At 72.6% G+C, this 23,101-nt stretch carries 22 protein-coding genes; 7 read left to right on the plus strand and 15 right to left on the minus strand.

Annotated features, from left to right (window positions below):
• Nucleotides 1-69 precede the first annotated feature (69 nt).
• From ACFXPK_RS08590 to ACFXPK_RS08615, 6 genes are all read right to left on the minus strand, one after another.
• Nucleotides 70-672: a hypothetical protein gene (locus tag ACFXPK_RS08590; RefSeq protein ID WP_385073081.1), complete on the minus strand. Its 603-nt coding sequence runs from the start codon at nucleotides 670-672 to the stop codon at nucleotides 70-72.
• The gene (locus ACFXPK_RS08595; RefSeq protein ID WP_384993730.1) at nucleotides 669-1,826 is read right to left on the minus strand and encodes an ROK family glucokinase; all 1,158 of its coding nucleotides are present in this window, start codon (nucleotides 1,824-1,826) and stop codon (nucleotides 669-671) included. The genes ACFXPK_RS08590 and ACFXPK_RS08595 overlap by 4 nt, the downstream gene beginning before the upstream one ends.
• 202 nt (nucleotides 1,827-2,028) lie before the next feature.
• Complete coding sequence (locus ACFXPK_RS08600; RefSeq protein ID WP_384993733.1) at nucleotides 2,029-2,844, minus strand: ATP-binding cassette domain-containing protein; 816 nt, start codon at nucleotides 2,842-2,844, stop codon at nucleotides 2,029-2,031.
• Complete coding sequence (locus tag ACFXPK_RS08605; protein WP_384993735.1) at nucleotides 2,841-3,863, minus strand: ABC transporter permease; 1,023 nt, start codon at nucleotides 3,861-3,863, stop codon at nucleotides 2,841-2,843. The genes ACFXPK_RS08600 and ACFXPK_RS08605 overlap by 4 nt, the downstream gene beginning before the upstream one ends.
• Nucleotides 3,860-4,873, minus strand: a complete 1,014-nt coding sequence (locus ACFXPK_RS08610; protein ID WP_384993782.1) for a sugar ABC transporter substrate-binding protein — start codon at nucleotides 4,871-4,873, stop codon at nucleotides 3,860-3,862. Before ACFXPK_RS08610 ends, ACFXPK_RS08605 begins: the two co-directional genes overlap by 4 nt.
• Nucleotides 4,874-5,025: 152 nt before the next feature.
• Entirely contained in the window at nucleotides 5,026-5,847 is an 822-nt protein-coding gene (locus ACFXPK_RS08615; protein WP_385073084.1) for a GntR family transcriptional regulator, read from the minus strand.
• A 101-nt stretch (nucleotides 5,848-5,948) separates the two neighbouring features.
• Between ACFXPK_RS08615 and ACFXPK_RS08620 the strand changes: the two genes are divergently transcribed.
• A complete protein-coding gene (locus ACFXPK_RS08620; RefSeq protein WP_385073086.1) occupies nucleotides 5,949-6,953 on the plus strand; it encodes a Gfo/Idh/MocA family oxidoreductase in 1,005 nt (334 codons plus the stop codon).
• Between the two features lie 123 nt (nucleotides 6,954-7,076).
• Here ACFXPK_RS08620 and ACFXPK_RS08625 read toward each other — a convergent pair whose 3' ends face one another.
• From ACFXPK_RS08625 to allB, 4 genes are all read right to left on the minus strand, one after another.
• Nucleotides 7,077-7,772: a response regulator gene (locus ACFXPK_RS08625; protein WP_384993742.1), complete on the minus strand. Its 696-nt coding sequence runs from the start codon at nucleotides 7,770-7,772 to the stop codon at nucleotides 7,077-7,079.
• Nucleotides 7,769-8,995 carry a sensor histidine kinase gene (locus ACFXPK_RS08630; protein WP_384993744.1) on the minus strand — a complete coding sequence of 409 codons (1,227 nt, stop codon included), beginning with the start codon at nucleotides 8,993-8,995 and terminating at the stop codon, nucleotides 7,769-7,771. The genes ACFXPK_RS08625 and ACFXPK_RS08630 overlap by 4 nt, the downstream gene beginning before the upstream one ends.
• Before the next feature lie 122 nt (nucleotides 8,996-9,117).
• Nucleotides 9,118-10,290: an allantoicase gene (gene alc / locus ACFXPK_RS08635; RefSeq protein ID WP_385073090.1), complete on the minus strand. Its 1,173-nt coding sequence runs from the start codon at nucleotides 10,288-10,290 to the stop codon at nucleotides 9,118-9,120.
• A gap of 3 nt (nucleotides 10,291-10,293) precedes the next feature.
• Nucleotides 10,294-11,658 carry an allantoinase AllB gene (gene allB / locus ACFXPK_RS08640; RefSeq protein WP_384993751.1) on the minus strand — a complete coding sequence of 455 codons (1,365 nt, stop codon included), beginning with the start codon at nucleotides 11,656-11,658 and terminating at the stop codon, nucleotides 10,294-10,296.
• Between the two features lie 294 nt (nucleotides 11,659-11,952).
• Here allB and ACFXPK_RS08645 point away from each other — a divergent pair, with 294 nt between their 5' ends.
• Nucleotides 11,953-12,765, plus strand: a complete 813-nt coding sequence (locus ACFXPK_RS08645; protein ID WP_384993754.1) for an IclR family transcriptional regulator — start codon at nucleotides 11,953-11,955, stop codon at nucleotides 12,763-12,765.
• Between the two features lie 39 nt (nucleotides 12,766-12,804).
• Here the strand turns inward: ACFXPK_RS08645 and ACFXPK_RS08650 are convergent, their stop codons facing one another.
• The gene (locus tag ACFXPK_RS08650) at nucleotides 12,805-13,122 is read right to left on the minus strand and encodes a DUF5955 family protein (RefSeq protein ID WP_384993757.1); all 318 of its coding nucleotides are present in this window, start codon (nucleotides 13,120-13,122) and stop codon (nucleotides 12,805-12,807) included.
• 285 nt (nucleotides 13,123-13,407) lie between these two features.
• Between ACFXPK_RS08650 and ACFXPK_RS08655 the strand changes: the two genes are divergently transcribed.
• From ACFXPK_RS08655 to ACFXPK_RS08670, 4 genes are all read left to right on the plus strand, one after another.
• The gene (locus tag ACFXPK_RS08655) at nucleotides 13,408-14,085 is read left to right on the plus strand and encodes an NTP transferase domain-containing protein (protein ID WP_385073095.1); all 678 of its coding nucleotides are present in this window, start codon (nucleotides 13,408-13,410) and stop codon (nucleotides 14,083-14,085) included.
• A 183-nt stretch (nucleotides 14,086-14,268) separates the two neighbouring features.
• Nucleotides 14,269-15,900 (plus strand): malate synthase A, encoded by a 1,632-nt coding sequence (gene aceB / locus ACFXPK_RS08660; RefSeq protein WP_384993763.1) that lies wholly within the window; start codon nucleotides 14,269-14,271, stop codon nucleotides 15,898-15,900.
• Nucleotides 15,901-15,974: 74 nt separating this feature from the next.
• The gene (locus tag ACFXPK_RS08665) at nucleotides 15,975-16,571 is read left to right on the plus strand and encodes a TIGR03086 family metal-binding protein (RefSeq protein WP_385073098.1); all 597 of its coding nucleotides are present in this window, start codon (nucleotides 15,975-15,977) and stop codon (nucleotides 16,569-16,571) included.
• A gap of 208 nt (nucleotides 16,572-16,779) precedes the next feature.
• A complete protein-coding gene (locus ACFXPK_RS08670; RefSeq protein ID WP_385073119.1) occupies nucleotides 16,780-17,541 on the plus strand; it encodes a chitosanase in 762 nt (253 codons plus the stop codon).
• Nucleotides 17,542-17,577: 36 nt separating this feature from the next.
• On the opposite strand, the gene ACFXPK_RS08675 is transcribed toward ACFXPK_RS08670, so the two are convergent.
• The 3 genes from ACFXPK_RS08675 to uraD all read right to left on the minus strand — a co-directional run bounded on the left by ACFXPK_RS08675 (nucleotide 17,578) and on the right by uraD (nucleotide 20,895).
• Nucleotides 17,578-18,954 (minus strand): 8-oxoguanine deaminase, encoded by a 1,377-nt coding sequence (locus ACFXPK_RS08675; protein WP_384993768.1) that lies wholly within the window; start codon nucleotides 18,952-18,954, stop codon nucleotides 17,578-17,580.
• A gap of 75 nt (nucleotides 18,955-19,029) precedes the next feature.
• The gene (gene pucL / locus ACFXPK_RS08680) at nucleotides 19,030-19,998 is read right to left on the minus strand and encodes a factor-independent urate hydroxylase (RefSeq protein WP_385073101.1); all 969 of its coding nucleotides are present in this window, start codon (nucleotides 19,996-19,998) and stop codon (nucleotides 19,030-19,032) included.
• A 6-nt stretch (nucleotides 19,999-20,004) separates the two neighbouring features.
• Complete coding sequence (gene uraD / locus ACFXPK_RS08685) at nucleotides 20,005-20,895, minus strand: 2-oxo-4-hydroxy-4-carboxy-5-ureidoimidazoline decarboxylase (protein WP_385073104.1); 891 nt, start codon at nucleotides 20,893-20,895, stop codon at nucleotides 20,005-20,007.
• Between the two features lie 253 nt (nucleotides 20,896-21,148).
• Here uraD and ACFXPK_RS08690 point away from each other — a divergent pair, with 253 nt between their 5' ends.
• A complete protein-coding gene (locus ACFXPK_RS08690; protein WP_385073107.1) occupies nucleotides 21,149-22,534 on the plus strand; it encodes a glycoside hydrolase family 43 protein in 1,386 nt (461 codons plus the stop codon).
• 48 nt (nucleotides 22,535-22,582) lie between these two features.
• Here ACFXPK_RS08690 and ACFXPK_RS08695 read toward each other — a convergent pair whose 3' ends face one another.
• A complete protein-coding gene (locus ACFXPK_RS08695) occupies nucleotides 22,583-22,939 on the minus strand; it encodes a helix-turn-helix domain-containing protein (protein WP_385073122.1) in 357 nt (118 codons plus the stop codon).
• Nucleotides 22,940-23,101: the final 162 nt, after the last annotated feature.

The following is a 23,101-nucleotide window of genomic DNA, read 5'->3' on the forward strand; positions in this document are numbered from 1 at the left end:
GCGGGGGGGCGGGGGCGGGCGCCCGCCCCGGGCCGCCCCCCCCCCCGGGGGGGGGCGGGCCCGGACCGGTCACGGGGTGGTGGTGGAGACCACGTACACCCGGGGGAATCCCGGGTCGGTCAGGTCCACGACGACGTCCTGGCTGGGGCGCGGGCCCTGCTGACTGTGGTGGGTGCCCGCCAGGTCATGGCCGGGGAGGTCGAAGTCCCAGCCGACGGTGCGCCGGTCGCGGGGGGTGATGGTGATCTCGCCGTCCTTGAGGGCGGAGCGGCTGGTCCCCATCTCCGTGAGGAAGGCGTCGAGCCGTCCCGAGGTCACGTCGAACTGCACGTACAGCCGGCTGGTCTTCCAGTTGCTCGTCTCGAAGTAGCGCACCCGGGTGGCGCCCGGCGGGATCGGCACCTCGAAGACGCGCCGCTTCATCTTGGAGGGGCGCAGCTCCTGGAGGCCGGTGGCCGAGGACTCGATCTCCTTGTTCCGGCCGCTGTCCCGGCTCTGGCCCGCCGAGATCGCGAGATAGCCGGCCGGGATGCCGATGAGCAGCACGATGACGATCGCCGTGAACCAGCGGCGGCGGTTGCGGTGGCGACGGTCCTCGGGCGGTTTGGCGCCGATCACGGCCGCCTCCTCCTCCGGGTCGGGCACGGACCCCGTGGGCGACTCCCCGGTCATGCCGGCGGCTCCTGGCCGGGCACGGCGGTGCGGATCGCCTGCGCGTACCGCTCGTACCGCTCATGGCGCTCCACCCGGCGGCGGTTGGCGCGGCGGAAGCGCCGGGCGACCAGCCGGGAGAGGTCGGCGGCGCCGACCATGCCCGCCTCGGGGCCCAGCTCGGCCTTGGTGATCCTGGCCTCGGGGCGGTAGCCGCGGCCGGTGAGGTTACGGCGGAAGGCGTCGCGGGCGGGGTTGATGAGCAGGTCGTCCGCGGCGCTCACGCCGCCGCCGATGACGAAGCAGGACGGGTCGAGGGCGGCGGCGAGGTTGGCGATGCCGACGCCGAGCCACTGCCCGATGTCCTGGAACAGCTCGACGCACATGGCGTCGCCCTCGCGGGCCAGCTCGGTGATGAGCGGCCCGGTGATCTCCTGGACGTTGCCCTTGACGCGTTCGATGATGTTGTACGCGACCGGGGAGTCGGCGGCGGCCAGCTCCCTGGCCTCGCGGACGAGGGCGTTGCCGGAGCTGTACTGCTCCCAGCAGCCGCGGTTGCCGCAGGCGCAGCGGTGGCCGCCGGGCACGACCTGCATATGGCCGAACTCGCCCGCGACCCCGAACTTGCCGCGCTTGACCCGGCCGTCCTCCAGGATGGCGCCGCCGATACCGGTGCCCAGGGTGATCATGACGAGATGGTCCTCGCCGCGTCCGGCGCCGAAGCGCCACTCGGCCCAGGCGGCGGTGTTGGCGTCGTTGTCGACCATGACGGGGACGGCGAGACGGGAGGAGAGCGCGTCCCTGAGGGGTTCGTCGCGCCAGGCGAGGTGGGGGGCGAAGAGCACCTTGGAGCGGTCGGCGTCGACCCAGCCGGCCGCGCCGATGCCGACGGCGTGCACGTCGTGGCGGTCGGAGAGGTCGAGGACCAGCTCGACGATGGTGTCCTCGACGACGCGGGGGCTCTTCGACTTGTCCGGCGTCTCGGTCCTGATCTTCTCCAGGATGTTGCCGTCCGGGTCGACGACCCCGGCCATCACCTTCGTACCGCCGATGTCGATGCCGACGGTCGGGACGCGGGGCGCGGTCAGCAGGGAGCGGCGCTCCCGGGTGCCGACGGTCCGCAGGACGGTGGCGCGGGCGGTGCCGCGGTGCGTGAAGTCACGGTACGTACTCATCGGCCCGCTCCTCGTGTGTCCGTCGGATCGGTCGTGCCGTACCGAGTGGGGCGGCGGCTGGGTGCTCGCACGAGTCGTGTCGTCCCTGCGGGGTCGGGGGCCGCCAGGCCCGGGCGGGCAGCGGCGGCGGACGGGTGTCCGCCCTGCCAGATTGTGCCATCCGGGGCGGGCGGGGTCGCTGTGCGGCCCGGCCCGCCCCGGGTCAGTCCTGGTCGTCCGCCGGGGGGTGCGGCAGCTCGGGGGCGGGGCCGCGCTCCAGCTCGTGGCTGAGTTCGGCCAGCTCGGAGCCGCCCGCCATCTGCCGGGTCAGCTCGTCCAGGGTGATGGAGTCCTTGGTGTGGCTGCCCGCCATGACGCCCCGCTTGAGCAGGACGAAGCGGTCGCCCACGAGATACGCGTGGTGCGGGTTGTGCGTGATGAGGACCACTCCGAGCCCGGCGTCGCGCGCGGCGGCGACGTACTTGAGGACCACACCGGACTGCTTGACCCCGAGGGCGGCGGTGGGCTCGTCCAGGACGAGGACCTTGGCGCCGAAGTGGACGGCGCGGGCGATGGCCACGCACTGGCGCTCGCCGCCGGAGAGGGTGCCGATCGGCTGGTCGACGTCGCGCAGGTCGATGCCCATCCGCAGCAGCTCGGCGCGGGTGGTCTCGCGCATCCGTGCCACGTCGAGCCGTTTGAAGGGGCCGAACCCCTTGCGCGGCTCCGAGCCGAGGAAGAAGTTCCGCCAGACCGGCATCAGGGGGACGACGGCGAGGTCCTGGTAGACGGTGGCGATGCCCCGGTCCAGCGCGTCGCGCGGGGAGGAGAGCGCGGCCGGCTCGCCGTCGATGAGGAAGTCTCCGCCGTCGTGCCCGTGCAGCCCGGCGATGATCTTGATGAGGGTGGACTTGCCGGCCCCGTTGTCGCCCAGCACACAGGTGATCTCCCCGGCGTGGACCTCCAGCGAGACGCCCTCCAGGGCGCGGATGTTGCCGTAGTACTTGCTGACGTCGTCCAGTTCGACGAGTGCGGTCATCGTGACGCCTCCGCGCGCTTGCGCACCCACGCGTTGAGCAGGGTGGCCAGAAGGAGCATCGCTCCGAGGAAGAACTTGAACCAGTCGGGGTTCCACTCGGCGTAGACGATGCCCTTGCTCGTCATGCCGAAGATGAACGCGCCGACGGCGGAACCGATCGCCGAGCCGTAGCCGCCGGTGATCAGACAGCCGCCGATGACGGCCGCGATGATGTAGATCAGCTCGTTGCCGACGCCCTCACCGGACTGGACGACGTCGAACGAGAAGAGCAGGTGCTGTCCGGCGATCCAGGCGCAGAAGGCCACGCCCATGTAGAGCAGGATCTTGGTCCGCTCCACCGGTACGCCGACGGCGCGCGCGGCGTCCGCGTTGCCGCCCACCGCGAAGATCCAGTTGCCGAAGCGGGTGCGCAGCAGGATCCAGGTGGCGAGCGCGACCAGTCCGGCCCACCACAGGATGGTGACCTTCAGGTCGACGCCGCCGACGGTGAGCTGGGAGGCGAAGAGCGCGCGGGCGGAGGGGAAGCCCTCCATGTTGCTGATCGTCTTGGTCGAGACGGTGCCGCTGACCAGCTTCGTGACCCCGAGGTTGAGACCGGTGAGCATCAGGAACGTGCCGAGGGTGATGATGAAGCTCGGGAGTTTCGTACGGGTCAGCATGACCCCGTTGAAGACCCCGAACGCCAGCGTGACCAGCAGCGACACCAGGACGCCGACCCAGACGTTCGCGGTCATCTGGTAGCTGAACATCGAGGAGACCAGCGCGGAGCTGGTCACCATCACCCCGGCCGAGAGGTCGAACTCGCCGCCGATCATCAGCAGCGCCACCGGGACGGCCATGATGCCGATCGTGGACGCCGCGTACAGGACCGTGCCGAAGCTGGAGAACTGGAGGAACGAGTCCGCGACGAACGCGAAGAAGAGGAAGACGGCCGCCGCGCCGACGACCGAGCCCAGCTCGGGGCGGCCGAGGAGCTTGCGGAGCGGGGAGGTGTGCAGCAGGCGTTCGTCCGTGCTCACCGGGTGCCCCGCTCGGTGTACTTCGCCAGCGCGCCCGCGTCCTTGTCGGTGATGATCTGCGGTCCGGTGAGGACCGGGCGTCCGCCGCCGAGGACATCGGCGTTGTAGCGGTAGAGCCAGAGCAGGTCGACCGCCTCGTACCCCTGGAGGTAGGGCTGCTGGTCGACGGCGAAGCCGAGGGCGCCGGAGGTGAGCGAGGAGGCGACCTTGGCGTTGAGGTCGAAGGTGTCGATCTCGGCCTTGCTGCCCGCGGTCTCCTTGGCCTTGACGGCGGCGTCCGCGAAGGGCGCGCCCAGGGTGACGACGGCGTCGACGGACCGGTCGGTCTGGAGCTTGGCCTCTATGGACGCCTGGACGTCGGGCATGTTGGTGCCGTCGACGTACAGGTTCTGCATCTGCCCGCCGAAGGTCTCCTTCGCCCCGGCGCAGCGCTGCTCGTGGCCGACGTTGCCCTGCTCGTGGATGACGCAGAGCGCCTTCTTCTTCCCGCGCCGGTCGAGTTCCTCGCCGACGGCCTCGCCGGCGATGGTCTCGTCCTGGCCGACGTGGGTGAGCGCGCCGAACTTCTTGGACTCGGCGGCGCCGGAGTTCACCGTGATCACCGGGATGCCGGCCCGGACCGCCCGCTCGACGACGGCCTTCATGGCGTCGGGCTTGGCGAGGGTGACGATCAGCCCGTCGACCTTCTTGTCGATGTAGGACTGCACGAGCTGCGCCTGCTGCTGGCCCTCGTCGCTGTTGGCGTAGAGGAACTTGATGTTGTCCTTGACGGCGGCCTGCTTGGCGCCGTTCTGCACGATGTCCCAGAAGGTGTCGCCACTGCCCGAGTGGGTGACCATGGCCACGGTCCACCGGGGGGTGTCCACCGCGGCCCGTCCCTGGGCGGCCCGCTGGGCCCGTTCCTCGGCGCGCTTGCCGCCGGTGCTGCTGCATCCGGCGAGGGCCGTGGCCCCGAGCACCGCCGCCAGTACGGCGCTCAGCGCGCGTACCCCTGTCCGAACCCTAGCCACCACGCCGTGCCCTTCTTGCCGGTCTCCTCGGTGCGGCCTGGGCTCGTCCCTGCGGAGCCCGGCCGCCCAAGTATCGGTCATGGCGCTCCGGGGGGTGGTCGGCGGGTACCGCGGGGCGTTGAAGGGGCGGTTGCCGGGCGGTGGCGGGGCGGCTACGGACGGACGAGGAGCTGGAACTCGAAGGAGTAGCGCGAGGCCCGGTAGACGTGCGAGCCGAACTCCACCGCCCGCCCGGTGTCGTCGAAGGCGGTCCGTTCCATGGTGAGCAGCGGCGCCCCGGCGGGCTCGGTCAGCAGCTCGGCCTCGGCGGCGGTGGCGGCCCGCGCGCCGACGGTCTGGCGGGCGCTGTGCAGGGTGATCCCGGCGGAGCGCAGCATCCGGTAGAGGCCGGTGGCCTCCAGGCGCTCCGGGTCGTCGTCGAGGAGGCCGGCGGGCAGATGGTTGCGGAGGAAGGCCATCGGTTCGTCGTGCGCGTACCGCAGCCGTTCGACGAGGCGTACCTCCGCGCCCTCCGGTACCCCGAGCGCGGCGGCGACCTCGGCGGTGGCGAGGGAGGGGGTGTCGCGCAGGACGCGGGTGGCGGGGCGCTGGCCGGCCGCCTCCAGGTCGTCGTAGAGGCTGCTCAGCTCCAGCGGGCGTTTGACCTGGCTGTGCACGACCTGGGTGCCGACGCCGCGGCGGCGGACGAGCAGTCCCTTGTCGACGAGGGACTGGATGGCCTGGCGGACGGTCGGGCGGGAGAGTCCGAGCCGGCCCGCGAGTTCGATCTCGTTGCCGAGCAGGCTGCCGGGCGCGAGCCGGCCGCGCTCGATGGCCCCCTCCAACTGCTGCGCGAGCTGGAAGTAGAGCGGTACGGGGCTGGTGCGGTCGACACGGAGCCGGAGCGGCGGGGCCTGGCCCGGCTCCGGGCCTGCGGGGTCGGCCGGGCCGTTCGTCTCCTGTCCGGTTCGGACTGATCTCGGCTGATGGGGCACGGGGCGAGCGTAGTCGCATGCCCTGTTGACGGGAAGTAGAGAGGTCCGATTGTCAGGACAAAGCCTTGACACGGTGATCGGCTGCGGCCACCTTGGGGGCCATGCGCATCGGACTCATCGGCACCGGCCGAATCGGCACCTTCCACGCGGACGTGCTCAACCGCCATCGTGATGTCGGTTCCCTGGTGGTCGCGGACATGGACGCGGCACGGGCGGCGCGGGTCGCCGACCGGATCGGCGCCACGGCGGCGCCCTCCGTGGACGAGATCTTCGCGTGGGGCGTGGACGCCGTGGTGATCACCTCGGCGACCTCCTCCCACGCCGAACTGATCAGCCGGGCCGCACGCGCCGGACTGCCGTGCTTCTGCGAGAAGCCCATCGCCCTGGACCTGCCGGGCACGCTGGCCGCGCTGCGCGAGGTGGAGTCGGCGGGCACGGTGCTCCAGCTCGGCTTCATGCGCCGCTTCGACGCGGGGTACGCGGCGGCGCGTCAGCTCGTACGGTCGGGGCGGCTCGGCCGGCTGCACACCGTACGGGCGATCACCTCGGACCCGGCGCCGCCGCCCGCCTCGTTCCTGCCGCTCTCCGGCGGTCTGTACCGCGACTGCCTGGTCCATGACTTCGACATCCTGCGGTGGGTCACCGGGCGCGAGGTGGTGGAGGTGTACGCGACGGGCTCGGACGCGGGCCCGGCGATCTTCGCCGAGGCGGGGGACATCGACACCGCCGCCGCGGTCCTCACCCTGGACGACGGGACGCTCGCGACGGCGACCTCCACCCGCTGCAACGGGGCGGGCTACGACGTACGGATGGAGCTGGCGGGCGAGCTGGACCAGTTCGCGGTCGGCCTCGACGACCGTACGCCGATCACCTCGACGGAGCCGAAGGGCCCGCCGCCATGCGACAACTCGTGGCCGGGGTTCCTGGAGCGGTTCGCCCCGGCGTACGAGGCGGAGCTGGACGCGTTCGTGAAGGTGGTGGGCGGCGAACGGGAGAACCCGTGCGACGGGAGGGAGGCGCTGCACGCGCTGCGGATCGCGGAGGCGTGCGAGCTGTCGCGGAGCGAGCACCGTCCGGTGGCGCTGACGGAGATCGCCGGAGGCTGAGCGACGGGGCCGCCGGAGGCTGAGCGCGGGACCGCCGGGGCGGGAGCCGGGCGCACGGCCCCGGCGGACAGCAGCCGTGCTGCGGCCCCGGCGGGCAGGGAGCCGGGCGGCGGCCCCGCTCCGTCAGGACGGGCCGCCCTCCGGGGCCAGCTCCGCGTCGTGCACCAGCAGGGCGATCTGGACCCGGTTGTTGAGGCCGAGCTTGGCCAGGATGCGCGAGACATGGGCCTTGACGGTGGGGACGCTCATGTAGAGCCCGGCGGCGATCTCCGCGTTGGAGCGGCCGAGGCCGACGGAGAGCGCGACCTCCCGCTCCCGTTCCCCGAGCGCGCCCAGCCGGTCCACGGCGCTCTCCCGGCGGCCGACGGCGGCCTGTTCGGCGCCCGGCCCCGGCACCCCGCCCGCCACATGGGTCATCAACTGGCGGGTGACGGCGGGCGAGAGGACCGGCTCACCGGCCGCCACCCGCCGTACGGCGGTGACGATCTCGGCGGGCGGGGTGTCCTTGAGGACGAACCCGGCGGCCCCGGCGCGCAGCGCGCGCACCACCTGCTCGTCGGCGTGGAAGGTGGTCAGGACGAGGACCTCGGGGGCGTCCGGGAGGCGGCGCAGGCTCTCGGTGGCGGCGAGCCCGTCCATGACGGGCATCCGGATGTCCATGAGCACCACGTCGGGCGCGGTCCGTGCGACCAGCGCGGCGACCTCCGTGCCGTCGGCCCCCTCCCCCACGATCTCGATGTCGTCGGCGCCGCCGAGCATGAAGGTCAGTCCGGCCCGGACCAGCGGGTCGTCGTCGACGATGATCAGCCTGATGGTCATGGGCCCCACGGTAGCCAAGCGCGGACGGCGAAGCCGCCGTCCCCCGTCGGTCCGTGCTCGAACCGGCCACCGGCCAGGGCGGCCCGCTCCGTCAGCCCGATCAGTCCCTGCCCGGAGCCCGGTACCTTCTCGACCACGCCGGTGGGCGCCGCGTTGCGGACCGCGAGGGTGAGCCCGTCCCCCGGGCCGCCGCTGACCTCGACGGTGGAGCCGGTGCCCGGCGCGTGTTTACGGGCGTTGGTCAGCGCCTCCTGCGCGATGCGGTACGCGGTACGGCCGACGGAGGCGGGGACGGCGGAGGGATCGGTGACCCGGTTGTCGAGGTCGACCTCCATCCCGGCCTTGCGGGACTCGGCGACCAGCGCGTCGAGCGTGGCCAGGGTGGGCTGGGGGCGCTCGGTGTCGTCGCCGTCCGGCGCCCGCAGCACGCCGATGATCATGCGGAGGTCCTGGAGGGCGTCGTGCGCGCTGTCCCGGATCACCCCGGCCGCCCCGGCGATCTCGGCGGCCGGGGCGTCCGGCCGGAACTCCAGGGCGCCCGCGTGGACGCTGAGCAGCGTCAGCCGGTGGGCGAGCACGTCGTGCATCTCGCGGGCGATGGCCTCACGGGCGAGGCGCTGGGCCTGCTCGGCGCGGAGTTCGGCCTCGGCCTCGGCGCGCACGGCCCGCTCGCGCAGCGCGACGACGAGCTGGCGCCTGGCCCGTACGAGCATGCCCCAGCCGATCGCCAGCAGGAGCAGGACCACGGTCGCGACGACGAGAACGGTGAAGGAGGTCGTCGGATCCGGGCGGACGTACGCCTGGGCGATCCCGGTGACCAGGGCCACCGAGCCGACCATCACGACGGGCCGGAAGGTCCGGTGCACGGCCACGCAGAACAGCGCGACGAGCGAGGCCCCTCCGGCGAGCGGGGCCACCACGCTCAGGACCGACAGGACGATCGCCAGCTCCACCGGCCGGCTCCGCCGCAGCCACAGGGAGCAGCAGGCCAGGAACCCGGCGACCAGGTCGAAGGCGTCGACGAGTTCGGGGTTGTGGGCCTGCTGGAGTGTCTCGACGGCGAGCAGCCCGACGCCCGAGGCGAGGACGAACATCAGCGTGTCGATGATCCAGTCGCGCACGGTACGGCGCGGCCGGGGTCTGCCGCGGTCGCCGGGCAGCTCGGGGCCTCGGGGATCGACCATCTCCGAGGGGAGCAGCCAGGGGTAGTCCGTACGTGTCATGCCCTCCAATTTACGCAGGTGGCATGGCGGAAAACCGCCGGTGGGCGGTGGCCGCTACCAAAGTCGCGCGACTCCCGGCTTTGGTCACGCGCCCCGGACTTCGGCCGGTCCACGCACCGTGGTCAGCCGCCCAGTTCCCGGTGACGGGCGGCCAGCCGGGCCGCGCCCTCCTCCGTGAGGGAGCCGAAGAGCCGGAGCCGCGAGATCCCTCCGTCGGGGTAGATGTCGATGCGTACGTCGGTGGCGACGGCGGGGGCCGGGAGCACGAAGCGGTGGTTGGTGTCGGGCTGGAGCCGCGTCCTGGGCAGGATCTCCGTCCAGCCGTCGGCGTCGGCGCCCGTACCGGTGCCCGTACCGGGGTCCGCGCCGGTGTCGCGGACGGAGAGGGCGGCCCAGCCGGCCGCGTTCCCCTTGAGGTAGGCCGTGTCGATCTCGACGGCCCGGATCTCGCCCCGGGCGGCCATCCGGTAGCGGATCCAGTCGTGGTCGAGGTCGCGGCGGCGCCGGGTCTCCCAGCCGTCGTCCATCCGGTGGGAGCGGCCGGGGCCGATGGTGTGGGACGGGGGCGAGTAGAAGCGGTCGGAGGCGTCCTCGGCGGTGCCGCCGTTCTCCACCGCGAGCAGGTCGAACGTACCGAGGGCGGCGAGCCACGCCGGGTCGGGCACGACCTCGCCGTACACCCGGAGCCGGGCGATCCCGCCGTCGGGGTGCTGGTTGACGCGCAGGTGGGTGAAGCGCCGCCCGGCGTCGACCGCGAAGCCGTTGGCGGCGTGGCCGCCGACGGCGGTCCTCGGCACGAGGACGGTCCAGGCGACGGCGGGGTCGAGCAGTTCCTCCGGGGAGGGGGTGCCGGGCAGCGAGACCGCCTCGACGGAGACGGACTGCGGGTAGTTGCCCCGGAAGTGCGCGGTGTCGACGACGATCCCGCGGATCACGCCGGGCGCGCCGAGCCGGACGAGCGCCCAGTCGTGGTCCTCGGGCGCGGGGTGCGGCCGGCCGGCGGTGGCGCCGCGCCTGCGGCGGGTCTCCCAGCCGTCCATGATCTTGCCCTTGTGGCCGAAGTGCTCCGGGTCGAAGACGGCGGGGCCGGGCCTGAGCAGATTCTCGCGCTCGGCGAAGAACTCGTCGTTGGCGGCGATCACCCCGGCGCCGAGCCGCCGGTCGGCGAGGTCGGTGAGCTGGGTGAAGGGGAGGTCCGCGGTGCGGTAGTCGGCGTACGGGTCGCCGCCCGCGTACGGGCGGGCGTCCCCGGTGAAGCGGGCTTCGGGCACGGCGGGGGGCGGTGCGTCGGACACGGTTCAGTGGTTCCTTTCGAGCAGTCGGCCTGAGGGTTCGGCGAGGACGCCGTCGTGGAAGACGCGGGTGCCGCGCAGCCAGGTGGAGGTGACCACGCCGTACAGGGTCCGGCCGGCGTACGCGGTCACCCGGTTGCGGTGGTGCAGCCCCGCCGGGTCGACGGTGAAGGTCCGGTCCGGCGCGAGGACGGTGAGGTCGGCGTCGCGGCCCGCCTCGACGGCGCCCTTGCGGGAGAGCCCGGCGAGCGCGGCGGGGGCCGTCGACATCCAGCGGGCGACGTCCTCCAGGGTGTGGCCGCGCCGGCGGGCCTCGGTCCAGATGGCCGGGAGGCCGAGCTGGAGCGAGGAGATGCCGCCCCAGGCGGTGGCGAAGTCGCCGGTCTTGAGGTCGGTGGTGCAGGGCGAGTGGTCGGAGACGACGCAGTCGATGGTGGCGTCGGCGAGCCCTTCCCAGAGCGCGTCCTGGTTGGCGGCCTCGCGGATCGGCGGGCAGCACTTGAACTCGGTGGCCCCGTCGGGGACCTCCTCCGCGGTGAGGGTGAGGAAGTGCGGACAGGTCTCGACGGTGATCCGCACGCCCTCGCGCCGGGCGGCGGCGATCCGCGGCAGGACGTCCGAGGACGAGAGGTGCAGGACGTGCACCCGGGCGTCGAGCCGTTTGGCCTGGGCGATCAGACGGGTGACGGCCGCGTTCTCGGCGGCGCGCGGGCGGGAGGCGAGGAAGTCGGCGTACGCGGGGCCGCCGCGCGCGGGCGCCGCGGCCAGTTCGCCCGGGTCCTCGGCGTGCGCGATCAGCAGCCCGCCGAACCCCGCGATCTCGGTGAGGGCCCGGCCCAGCCGTTCCTCGTCCAGCTCGGGGAACTCCTCGACGCCGGACGGCGACAGGAAGCACTTGAAGCCGAAGACCCCGGCGTCGTGGAGCGGGCGCAGCTCCTTGGCGTTGTCCGGTACGGCGCCGCCCCAGAAGCCGACGTCGACATGGGCCTTGGGCCGGGCGACGTCCCGTTTGACGTCGAGGTGCGCGACGGTCGTGGTGGGCGGCAGCGAGTTGAGGGGCATGTCGAGCAGGGTGGTGACGCCGCCGGCCGCGGCGGCGCGGGTGGCGGTCCAGAATCCCTCCCACGCGGTGCGGCCCGGGTCGTTCACATGGACGTGGGTGTCGACGAGGCCGGGGAGCACGACGTCGTCGCCGACGTCCTCGACCACGGTGGGCCGGTCCCGGGTGGCGTCGCGGGTGCCGGGCGGCGGGTCCGCGTCGTAGGGCAGTACGGCCGTGATCCTGCCGTCGGCGACGGCGATCGTGGCGGGCCGTGTGCCCTCGGGGGTGATGACGCGCGTCGACCGCAGCAGCAGGCTCACCTCGGACACCCGTCCTCCTCACTGGCCCCGTGGGACTGGCCTCACCGGGCGCATTTCAACGAACTGTTGAAGAAGTGTTCACTCCGCTTCGCACCCCGTCAAGGCCACTTCGGGTGCCATTGTTTCCGCAACGTGAAATAATGATTTCACCCACCAGAACACCCTACCCATCGAAAGCGACCGCGCACACCCCGGACAAACACCCCCTGACCGGCAGAGACGTCTCATCCCCGGCCACCCGCCCGATCGGCGGGTCCGGTATAGGCTGCTTGCTTGTCCGCCCGTCCCGAAAGGACCGTTGACGTGCCGTCGTCCAGCGCCAGCAGCCCCGACGCCGCCAGATCCGCCTCCGGCAACGGTGGCGTCCAGTCCCTTGAGCGCGCCTTCGACCTGCTCGAACGGATGGCGGACGCGGGTGGCGAGGTCGGACTCAGCGAGCTGTCCGCGACCAGCGGCCTGCCGCTGCCCACCATCCACCGGCTGATGCGCACGCTGGTGGCCTGCGGTTACGTACGCCAGCAGGCCAACCGGCGGTACGCGCTCGGCCCGCGCCTGATCCGGCTCGGCGAATCGGCGTCCCGGCTGCTCGGCACCTGGGCCAGGCCCTATCTGGCACGACTGGTCGAGGAGACCGGCGAGACCGCGAACATGGCGCTGCTCGACGGCGACGAGATCGTGTACGTCGCGCAGGTGCCGTCGAAGCACTCGATGCGGATGTTCACCGAGGTGGGCCGCCGGGTGCTGCCGCACTCCACCGGCGTGGGCAAGGCACTGCTCTCGCACATCCCGCCGGAGGAGGTGCGCGCCCTGCTGGCCCGTACGGGTATGCCGGCCGCCACCGAGAAGACGATCACCACGCCCGACGCCTTCCTGGCGGCGCTGGAGACGGTGCGCGGCTCCGGGTTCGCGATCGACGACAACGAACAGGAGATCGGGGTCCGCTGCCTGGCGGTCCCGGTGCCGGACTCCCCCACCGCCGCCGCCATCTCCATCTCGGGCCCGGCGGGCCGGGTGACGGAGGAGGCCACGGAGCGGATCGTGCCCGTACTGCTGGAGGTCGCGCGTGATCTCTCGGCGGCGCTGGCGAACACGGCGGCGCAGCAGGCGCAGGGCTGACCTCGGGGGCCGACCGGCGGGGGCGGGCGGCCCGGCCGGTCAGCGGGGGCGCGGGATGCCCCCGAAGAGGTCGACGGCGTTCCGTACGCCCATCAGCGCCGGGCCCAGGGCGCTGACCGAGCCGATCGAGCCGACGATCAGCAGCAGCGAGCGGCGCATCCTGGCGGTCTCGGGGGCACCGCTCGCCACCATCGCGGCGAGCGCGGCCAGTTCGTCCTCGGCTATCGCGCGGTCCTTGAACTCCGAAGGATAGACAGCCAGTTCGCGCCGGAGCCGGGAGACGGCGGCGTGCAGCCCCGTGAGTCTCGGGTCCTCGTCCGTCTCCGTCACCGGCGACTTCCCCATGCTCCGCAGCAAAGCTCCCCCTCGCGCTCGTGCCCCGCGTTCCACGGCACTCCTTCCGTACCGGGACGCGGCTCCGTCCTGATAGGACGATTCCCCCTGGACGGTGGTCAATCGCCAGGGTTCGCGGGCAAGTTAACGCCATCGCGCCGGGCAGGCGCCACTCGGTGGACGGAATACGGCGGGAAGACGGCCGGAAGACGAAAAGAATTCCCGATGATCACCGGCGCGCGCGGAACATTCCCCGCGCGAAGGAGCGCGACGGGGCGCGCAGGCGCGCGATGCGGTAAGCAGGTCCCCATGTCGGACACACCTGGCGCCGGGGCGCCCGAGGAGGACGCGTACGAGGTCACGGATCCGCCGGTGGCCGGGCTGCTGCTCGCCGCGGGCGGGGGCCGCCGGCTGGGCGGACGGCCGAAGGCGCTGCTGGAGCACCGGGGCCGGCCGCTGGTGGAACACGCGGCGCACGCCCTGCGCGCAGGGGGGTGCGCTCCGGTGCATGTGGTGCTGGGGGCGTCCGCCCCGGAGGTACGGGAGCGGGCGGTGCTGCCGGGCGCCGTCCTGGTCGACAACCCCGGATGGGCCGACGGGATGGGCTCCTCGCTGCGCGCGGGGCTGGCCTCGCTGACGGGCACGGACGCGCGGGCGGTCCTGGTGATGCTGGTGGACCAGCCGGGGATCGGCGCGGCGGCGGTGGCCCGGGTGGTGGCCGCGTACCGGGGCCCGGGGTCGCTGGTCTCGGCGGTGTACGGCGGGCGGCGCGGCCACCCCGTGCTGTTCGGCGCGGACCGCTGGGCGCGGATCGCGGCGGATGCGACCGGCGACCGCGGGGCACGCGCCTATCTGAGGGCACACGAACAGGACATCGTTCCGGTCGAATGCGGGGATGTCGCCCTGCCGTACGACATCGACACGGAGGAGGATCTGTCGCACCTTGAACAGACACCGCCCCCGGGGGCGGCCCCTCCGGGAGAGTGAGGTCCGGGAGAGTGAAGGCGCCCACAACGGGGCGAGGACATCAACAAAGCATTGAAGTTCCACCATGAGGAAACTATTATCCACAGGTCAGAAGCGCCCGACACTTCGAACGGCGCGCTCGACCGTACGCCGGCCGCCACGGCGCCCCCGCCGCCCGCGCCGCTCGTGAAGGAGTGACAGCTCATGTCCGCACCAGCGCCCTCCCCGCTGGCCATCGTCGACGCCGAACCCCTGCCCCGTCAGGACGAGGTACTGACCGAGGCGGCCCTCGCGTTCGTGGCGGAGCTGCACCGGCGGTTCACCCCCCGCCGTGACGAGCTGCTCGCCCGCCGGGTCGAGCGCCGCGCCGGGATCGCCCGCACCTCCAGCCTGGACTTCCTGCCGGAGACCGCCTCGGTACGCGAGGACGACACCTGGCGGGTCGCCCCGACGCCGGAGGCGCTGAACGACCGCCGGGTGGAGATCACCGGCCCGACCGACCGCAAGATGACGATCAACGCGCTGAACTCCGGCGCGAAGGTCTGGCTCGCCGACTTCGAGGACGCCTCCGCGCCCACCTGGGAGAACGTCGTCCTCGGCCAGCTCAACCTGATGGACGCCTACCGGCGCGCCATCGACTTCACCGACCCGCGCACGGGCAAGTCGTACGCCCTCAAGGACGCGGCCGACCTCGCGACGGTCGTGATGCGCCCGCGCGGCTGGCATCTCGCCGAGCGCCATCTCGTGGTGGACGGCACGCCGGTGCCGGGGGCGCTGGTCGACTTCGGGCTGTACTTCTTCCACAACACCCGGCGGCTGATCGAGCTGGGCAAGGGCCCGTACTTCTACCTCCCGAAGACGGAGTCGCACCTGGAGGCGCGCCTCTGGAACGACGTCTTCGTCTTCGCCCAGGAGTATCTGGGCGTCCCGCGGGGCACGGTCAGGGCCACCGTGCTGATCGAGACGATCACCGCCGCGTACGAGATGGAGGAGATCCTCTACGAGCTGCGCGACCACGCCTCCGGGCTCAACGCGGGCCGCTGGGACTATCTCTTCTCGATCGTGAAGAACTTCCGGGACGGCGGCGCGAAGTTCGTCCTCCCGGACCGCAACGCGGTCACCATGACGGCGCCGTTCATGCGCGCCTACACCGAACTCCTCGTCCGCACCTGCCACAAGCGCGGCGCGCACGCGATCGGCGGCATGGCCGCGTTCATCCCGTCCCGGCACGACGCCGAGGTCAACAAGGTCGCCTTCGAGAAGGTCAGGGCCGACAAGGACCGCGAGGCGGCCGACGGCTTCGACGGCTCCTGGGTCGCCCACCCGGACCTGGTGCCGATCGCCATGGCCTCCTTCGACGCGGTCCTGGGCGACCGCCCGAACCAGAAGGACCGCCTCCGCGAGGACGTCTCCGTCGCCGCCGGGGACCTGATCGCCATCGACTCCCTGGACGCCCGCCCCACGTACGAGGGGCTGCGCAACGCGGTGCAGGTCGGCATCCGCTACATCGAGGCGTGGCTGCGCGGTATGGGCGCCGTCGCGATCTTCAACCTGATGGAGGACGCGGCCACGGCGGAGATCTCCCGCTCGCAGATCTGGCAGTGGATCAACGCGGGCGTGGAGTTCGACCACGAGGGCACGACGCTCCGCGCCACCCCGGAACTGGCCCGTGCCCTCGCCGCCGAGGAGCTGGCCGCGATCCGCGCCGAGAGCGGCGAGGAAGCCTTCGCGGCGGGCCGCTGGCAGGAGGCCCACGACCTGCTGCTGACGGTCGCGCTCGACGACGACTACGCGGACTTCCTCACCCTCCCGGCGTACGAGCGGCTCCGCGGCTGACCCGGAAGGGAGAGGGCGCGTCCGAACGGCGTCCCCCGCGATGAGTTCGGGCGGCTCCCGCGGTCTCATCAGGTATGGACACGGACAGAACGCAGGAGCCGCTCGATCTCGGTGCCGTCTGCCAGGAGACGGCCCGGGTCGCCGGCGGCATCACGGACGAACAGATGCACGGACCGACGCCGTGCCCCGCGTACGCGGTACGGGAGGTGCTCGCGCATCTCATGGGGCTGACGGTGGCGTTCCGGGACGCCGCGCGCAAGGAGCTGGGGGCGACGACCGACACGCCGCCCGGTGACGCGCCGCTCGTCCTGGCGGAGGACTGGCGGGAGGCGCTTCCCCGGCGGCTCGACGCGCTGGCCGCCGCGTGGCGCTCGCCCGCCGCGTGGGACGGGGAGACCCGGGTCGGCGGCGTCGAGCTGCCCGGCGCGGTGGCCGGCCTGGTGGCGCTCAACGAGGTGCTGATCCACGGCTGGGACCTGGCCCGGTCCACCGGACAGCCGTACGCCCCCGCCGAGGCGGGGCTGCGGGCGTCCTACGGGATGCTGTCGCAGGCCGGACCCGGCTCCTCCGACGTGTTCGGCCCGCCGGTGGCGACGGCCGCGGACGCCCCGCTGCTGGACCGGGTGATCGGCCTCAGCGGACGGCGCCCCGACTGGTCGCCGGCGGTCTGACCGGTGCCGACCGGTCCCGCCCGTTCGGGACCGGGGCCGACAACCCCCTGTACAGCAGGGTGCGTACACCCGTCGCCACCTGCGCCGGACCGTCCGGGGCCCTCACGTAATCTCGGTGGCAGGCCGGTGCGCGCAGGGCACACCAGGGGGAAAGGTCCGTCACGTGATCCACGCGCTCCGCCGCACGCTGCGCGGCCTCCTGCTCCCGCTGCTGGCCCTCTGCGTCGCGTGCACCCCCGCCGAAGGGGCCTCGGTGGATCTGGACGACCCGGCGAAGAAGGAGATCGCCATGCGGCTGGTCTCCAGCGCCGAGAACTCCTCGCTCGACTGGAAGGACCAGTACCGCTACATCGAGGACATCGACGACGGCCGGGGGTACACCGCCGGTCTGGTCGGGTTCTGCAGCGGCTGCGGCGATCTGCAGCGGGTCGTCGAGCGGTACACCCGGGCGCGGCCGGACAACGCGCTGGCGCGCTTCCTGCCGGCGCTGCGCGAGGCGAAGGGCGGCGACTCCCACGACGGGCTCGGCTCCGCCTTCACCTCCGCGTGGCGCGAGGCGGCCGACGACCCCCGGATGCGCACGGCCCAGGACGAGGAGCGCGACCGGGTCTACTTCGACCCGGCCGTGGCACGGGCGAAGGCGGACGGGCTGGGGGCGCTGGGGCAGTTCATCTACTACGACGCGTACGTGATGCACGGTTACGCCGACGCGAAGGGCACCGTCGGATTCCGCACGATCCGCGCGAAGGCCCTCGCTCAGGCGGACCCTCCGGCGCGCGGGGGCGACGAGACGGCGTATCTGGACGCGTTCCTCGACGCGCGGGTCACCGCGATGCGCGGCGAGCGGGGCCACGGCGACACCAGCCGGGTCGACACCGCCCAGCGGGTCTTCCTGGACGACGGCAACCTCGGTCTGCGTCCCCCGCTCGCCTGGGAGGTCTACGGGGACACGTACCGCATCGACCGGTAGCGCGCCCGCGGTTCCGGGCCGCACGTACCCGCCGGTTCAGCCGTCCGCGGCGATCCGCGCGAGGCGGCGGGCCTCGCTCCTGGTGGAGTGGGCGAGGACGTCCTCGTCCACGGTGGTCAGGCGGTTGTCCTCGACGACGGCCCGGCCGTCGACCAGGGAGAGCGTGACGGGCGCCGCGGCCCCGAGGACCAGCGCGGCCACCGGGTCGGCGATGGAGGCGTGGGCGAGGGTGTCCATGCGCCAGAGCACCAGGTCGGCGAGTTTGCCCGCCTCGACGGAGCCGATCTCCTCGGCGCGGCCCAGCACCTGGGCGCCGCCGTACGTGGCGAGGCGCAGCGCCTGACGGGCCGTCATGGCCCGTTCGCCATGGGCGCCGAGGCGGTTGACGAGCAGCGCGTTGCGCAGTTCGGTGTGGAGCTCGCCGGACTCGTTGGAGGCGGTGCCGTCGACCCCGAGGCCGACCGGCACCCCGGCGGCGAGCAGGTCGGGGACGCGCGCGATCCCGGCGGCCAGCCGGGCGTTGGAGGACGGGCAGTGGGCGACCCCGGTGCCCGTGCGGGCGAAGGCGGCGATGTCGGAGTCGTTCATGTGGACGCAGTGGGCCATCCACACGTCGGGGCCGAGCCAGCCGGTCGACTCGAAGTACTCCGTGGGCCCCATCCCGAACCGCTCCTTGCAGAACCGCTCCTCCTCGACCGTCTCGCTGCCGTGGGTGTGCAGCCGTACCCCCTTGCGGCGCGCCAGCTCGGCCCCCCGCCGCATCAGGTCGGTGGAGACGGAGAACGGCGAGCACGGCGCGACGGCGATCCGGGTCATCGCGCCGAAGGACGCGTCGTGGTGGGCGTCGATGGTCTCCTCGGTCGCGGCGAGCGCGCCGTCCAGCGACTCGACCGCGAAGTCCGGGGGCAGCCCGCCGTCCGAGGCGCCGAGGTCCATCGAGCCGCGGGCGAGCGTGAACCGTACCCCGGTCTCCGCCGCCGCGCCGATGATCGCGCCGGACAGGTCGCCGGAGCCGCGCGGGTGGACGTAGTGGTGGTCCATCGCGGTGGTGACCCCGCCGCGGGCCATCATCGCGAGGGAGCCGCCCGCCGCCGCGCGGACCATCGGCTCGTCGATGCGCGCCCAGGTCGGGTAGAGGGCGACGAGCCAGTCGAAGAGGTTGTGGTCGGTGGCGAGGCCGCGGGTGATCCACTGGTAGAAGTGGTGGTGGGTGTTGACCAGGCCCGGGGTGAGCAGATGGCCGGCGCCGTCGACCCGGCGGACGACGTCCGCCGTCCCCAGGGGGGCGGGGCCCGCGCCGACGGACTCGATCCGGTTGCCCGCGACGACGACATGGCCCGAGGCGTACTCGGTGTCGTGCGCGTCCACGGTCGCGATGGCGCAGTTCTCGATGACGATGCGTGACGTCGCCACGGCGGTTCCTCCCACGGGCTCAGGGGCTGACGGACTGTGGAGCGGACGAGCGGTAGGGCGGGCGCGCGCACGGGCTCACAGGAGGGTCAGCTCCGCCGGTATGCCCGGCTCGGCCCCGTCCCGCAGGACGGTGGCCTCGATCAGCCCGTACGGCCGGTCCGCGGCGAGGTAGACCGCCCCGTCGCCGGTGTCGTTCGTGAGCCCGAAGGGCGACAGGTCGGCGAGGAAGTGGTGCTTGTTCGGCAGCGAGAAGCGGATCTCGTCGATCTCGGCCCGGTGGTCGATGACCCGCGCGCCCATCTGGTAAAGGGTCTGCTGGAGGGAGAGGGAGTACGTCTCGGCGAACGCCCGCAGGATGTGCTCCTTGGTCCGCTCGTACGACGCGTCCCACTCCGGCATGGACTCCTCGCCGCCCGTCCAGCCGTACCGCCACCGCGCGGAGACGTCGGTGGCGAGGATCCGGTCGTAGGACTCCTTGAGCGTCGTGTACTTGTCCTTGGCGTACCCCCAGAACTCGGAGTGGGTCGAGTTCAGCACGGTCAGGTCCTTGAGGCCCGAGACGACCTGCCACCGCTCGCCGTCGAAGGTGATCCGGGCGACGCGTGTCTCCTGGCCCTTGCGGACGAACGAGTGCCGGGGCCCCTCGCCCCCGGCCGCCGGGATGCGTTCCCAGGTGTACTCCTCGATCCGTACGCACGCCCGGTGGATCGGTTCCTGGCTGGTCACGAAGTGCCGGGCGAGATGGATGCCGAACCGCTCGGCCGACTCGATGCCGTACTCCTTGGCGAAGGCGTAGACGGTGTTCTTGGTGGTGTCGGTCGGCAGGACATGGGCGTTGGAGCCCGAGTAGTGGACGTCGTCCATGTCGCCTTCGAGCGCGACGGAGACGTTCAGGTCCTTGATGTGGTGGGTGGCGCCGTCCCGGGTGATCCGGACGACGCGGTTCTCCGCCTTGCCGTACTGGTTCTGGCCGAGCAGCGCCGGACGGCCCGCGGGGGTGGAGCCGGCGGGGGTGGAACCGGCGGGGGTGGAGAGATCGGTCATGGACTCCTAGCTCCCTCGGTAGACGGAGTAGCCGAACGGGTTGAGCAGCAGCGGTACGTGGTGGTGCTCGCCCGGGGCGACGGTGAACGTGACCGTCACCTCCGGGAAGAACGGCGCGCCGCTCTCCCGGGGCGCGGGGGCGTCCCGCTCCGCCCCGGCGCGCTCCCCGCGGTCGAGATACGGTCCGGTGGCGAAGGTGAGCCGCACCTCGGTGGTCCCCGGGTCCGGCACCGGCAGGTCCTTGCAGCGGCCGTCGGGGTCGGTCACGGAGCCGCCGAGCACGGCCCATCCGGCGTCGGCGCGGGCCGCGAGGGTGACGGCGACCCCCGTGGCGGGGCGCCCGGTGCTGGTGTCCAGGACATGGGTGGAGACCGAGGCGGGGGCGGGCTCCGCGGCCATCAGCCGGGTGAGCCGGAGGCGGTTGATCCTGCCGAGTTCGGCGCGGGCGATCTCGCGCTCCCGCTCCGGTGTGTGGCCGAGCCTGGTCCTCAGCGCGTCCCGCAGCTCCTCGGCGGTGGCGCCGGTCGCGCAGATCAGGAAGACATGGCCGAACCGTTCCTGGTAGGCGAGGTTCAGCTCCGTCATCTCGGCCTTGAGCGGTACGGGGGCGCCCGCCATGCCGCGCTGCTCCCGGGCCGAGGCGGGGTCGCCCTCCTCCGGGCGGCCGATCGGCGGATGCCCGGCGAGGGCCGCGGTCAGCTCCGCGTCGGTGAGCTGCGCCGTCACGGTGTCGCCGGCGGCGAGCAGTTCGTCCTCGGTGGCGTAGGGACGGCGGGCGAGCAGCGCCTCGCCCCACGCCGGGCTGGCGCACACCTGGCGCAGCGCGGCCAGGGCCGCACCGTCGGGAGAGGTGTTGAACCGGGTGAGGCCCGGGGCGGGGGGTGGTGTCGATGTCACGGGAGCCTCCGTGGCAGTGCGCGGTGCTGGGCTGGGCTGGCTGGCTGGCGCCCAGCTAACGCGGTCGACGACCGAACGTCAACACTTTGTTGAACTGTCGCGTGGCGGCGCCCGAATTACGCCCGAATTACGCCCGAAGTCCGCCCGAAGCGCGTCCGAAACAATTGACGTGGACACGTCCACGCTCTACTTTCTGACCGATTTCCCGAACCCTGTTCGAGATACCGGCCCATCATCCCGCCTGGAGACCACGATGAGCACAGGACCCCGCCCGTCCCGCCGCCTCTTCCTCGGCATGGCCGCCGCCACCCCGCTGGCCGTGACCGGCGCGCTGACCCTCGGCGCCGGTACCGCCCACGCCGCCGACTCCGCGTACGTGATGTGCTACTTCACCGAGTCCCCGAGCGGCGACGGCACCGACTACGGGCTCCATCTCGCCGTCAGCACGGACTCGCTCAACTGGATCCCGCTGAACCAGAACAACCCGGTGGTCACCCCCACCGCGGGCGCGCTCGGTCTGCGCGACCCGTTCATCCTGCGCAAGCGGGACGGCACCTTCGTCGTCATCGCCACCGACCTCAAGGGCACCGACTGGAGCTACGTCAGCCAGTACGTCCACGTGTGGAACTCCACCGATCTGCGCACCTTCACCGGTTACCACCGCCTCAAGCTGCACGACATGAACACCCACTCCTGGGCGCCGGAGGCGTTCTGGGACGCCGGTCGCGGCCAGTACGCGCTGATCTACTCCGCCGTCAACGGCAGCGGCCACAACGTGATCATGGTGAACTACACGAGCGACTTCCAGACCGCCTCGGCCCCGCAGGTCTTCTTCGACCCGGGGTACGACGTGATCGACGGCGACATGGCGGTCGGGGTGGGCGGGGTCAACTACCTCTACTTCAAGAAGAACCAGGCGCTGGTGGGGGCGCGGTCCACCTCGCTCGCCCCGGGCAGCTTCACCGAGTTCAGCACCGGCGTCGCCCAGGGCGGCACCGAGGCGCCGACGCTCGTCAAGTCCCTGACATCGAACACCTGGTACCTCTGGGGCGACACGTACACCCCCAACGGGGTCTTCTACGCCTGGCAGTCGGGCGATCTCGCGGCCGGGTCCTGGACCCCGGTCGACCAGCGGGGTTACACCCAGCCGCTCAACTCCAAGCACTGCGGCATCGCGACGATCACGGCGGCCGAGTACGACAACCTGCTGGCCCGGTGGGGCGCCCCGGCCTGGAACCGCCTCAAGTCGTACAACTTCCCGGCCCGTTACGTCCGCCACGCGAACAACGTGGGCCGGATCGACCCCTACCCCTTCGACCCGTACGCGGACGCGCAGTGGAGGCTGGTCCCCGGTCTCGCGGACAGCGCCGGGGTCTCCTTCCAGTCGGTCAACTACCCCGCCCGCTACCTGCGGCACTACAACTACCAGCTCCAACTGGACGCCGCCGACTCCACATCGGCGTTCGCGGCGGACGCGACCTTCTACCGTACGGCGGGGCTCGCGGACGCCTCCTGGTCGTCCTTCCGGTCGTACAACAACCCGACCCGCTACCTCCGCCACGCGAACTACGTGCTGCGGATCGACCCGGTCTCCACCACCGCCGAACGGCAGGACGCCACCTTCCGCGTGGGCCACTGACGCGGCCCTCCGCCCAGCCGTCGCCCCCGCCCGGCGGTCGCCCCGCGCTCAGCCGCCGCCCTCCGGGCGCGGGGCTCCCCGACGCGCCTTGGCCCGCTGTTCGTCGGCGTAGTTCAGGTAGTTGTAGACGGTGAAGCGGCTGACGCCGAGCGCGGTCGCCACCGTCTCCACCCCGTGCCGTACGGCGAAGGCGCCGCGCGCCTCCAGGGTCCGTACGACGGACTGCTTGGTCCTGCGGTCCAGCTCCGCGAGGGGTCCCCCGTGGGCGCGCTCCAGGGCGAGCAGGATGTGGTCCAGGGATTCCGAGAGCTGCGGCAGCCGTACCGCCAGCAGTTCGGCGCCCTCCCAGGCGAGGACGACATCGTCCGGCTGCGCCTCCTGGGGAGCCAGAAGCTGTCCGCCCATGGCGTCGACCAGCGGTTTCACCGCCGCGACGAAGGGGTGGTCGAGCGGATCGCTCACCGGTCGTCCTCCCCGGCGGTGCCGGGCCCGGGACGGGGTGGCGGGGCTCCGGGGGTGCCCGGCGGCGCGCCCCTGACGTTTATCGGGGGGGGGGGCGCCGGCGGG

It is taken from the genome of Streptomyces sp. NPDC059142 (assembly GCF_042755665.1).
Taxonomy (GTDB): domain Bacteria; phylum Actinomycetota; class Actinomycetes; order Streptomycetales; family Streptomycetaceae; genus Streptomyces.

Coding starts and splice junctions, on each gene's coding strand:
- ACFXPK_RS08595 (WP_384993730.1), bottom strand. CDS start 1,826: ATGAGTACGTACCGTGACTTCACGCACCGCGGCACCGCCCGCGCCACC.
- ACFXPK_RS08690 (WP_385073107.1), top strand. CDS start 21,149: ATGAGCACAGGACCCCGCCCGTCCCGCCGCCTCTTCCTCGGCATGGCC.
- ACFXPK_RS08655 (WP_385073095.1), top strand. CDS start 13,408: ATGTCGGACACACCTGGCGCCGGGGCGCCCGAGGAGGACGCGTACGAG.
- ACFXPK_RS08625 (WP_384993742.1), bottom strand. CDS start 7,772: ATGACCATCAGGCTGATCATCGTCGACGACGACCCGCTGGTCCGGGCC.
- ACFXPK_RS08590 (WP_385073081.1), bottom strand. CDS start 672: ATGACCGGGGAGTCGCCCACGGGGTCCGTGCCCGACCCGGAGGAGGAG.
- ACFXPK_RS08665 (WP_385073098.1), top strand. CDS start 15,975: ATGGACACGGACAGAACGCAGGAGCCGCTCGATCTCGGTGCCGTCTGC.
- ACFXPK_RS08695 (WP_385073122.1), bottom strand. CDS start 22,939: ATGGGCGGACAGCTTCTGGCTCCCCAGGAGGCGCAGCCGGACGATGTC.
- ACFXPK_RS08630 (WP_384993744.1), bottom strand. CDS start 8,995: ATGACACGTACGGACTACCCCTGGCTGCTCCCCTCGGAGATGGTCGAT.
- ACFXPK_RS08620 (WP_385073086.1), top strand. CDS start 5,949: ATGCGCATCGGACTCATCGGCACCGGCCGAATCGGCACCTTCCACGCG.
- ACFXPK_RS08600 (WP_384993733.1), bottom strand. CDS start 2,844: ATGACCGCACTCGTCGAACTGGACGACGTCAGCAAGTACTACGGCAAC.
- aceB (WP_384993763.1), top strand. CDS start 14,269: ATGTCCGCACCAGCGCCCTCCCCGCTGGCCATCGTCGACGCCGAACCC.
- pucL (WP_385073101.1), bottom strand. CDS start 19,998: ATGACCGATCTCTCCACCCCCGCCGGTTCCACCCCCGCCGGCTCCACC.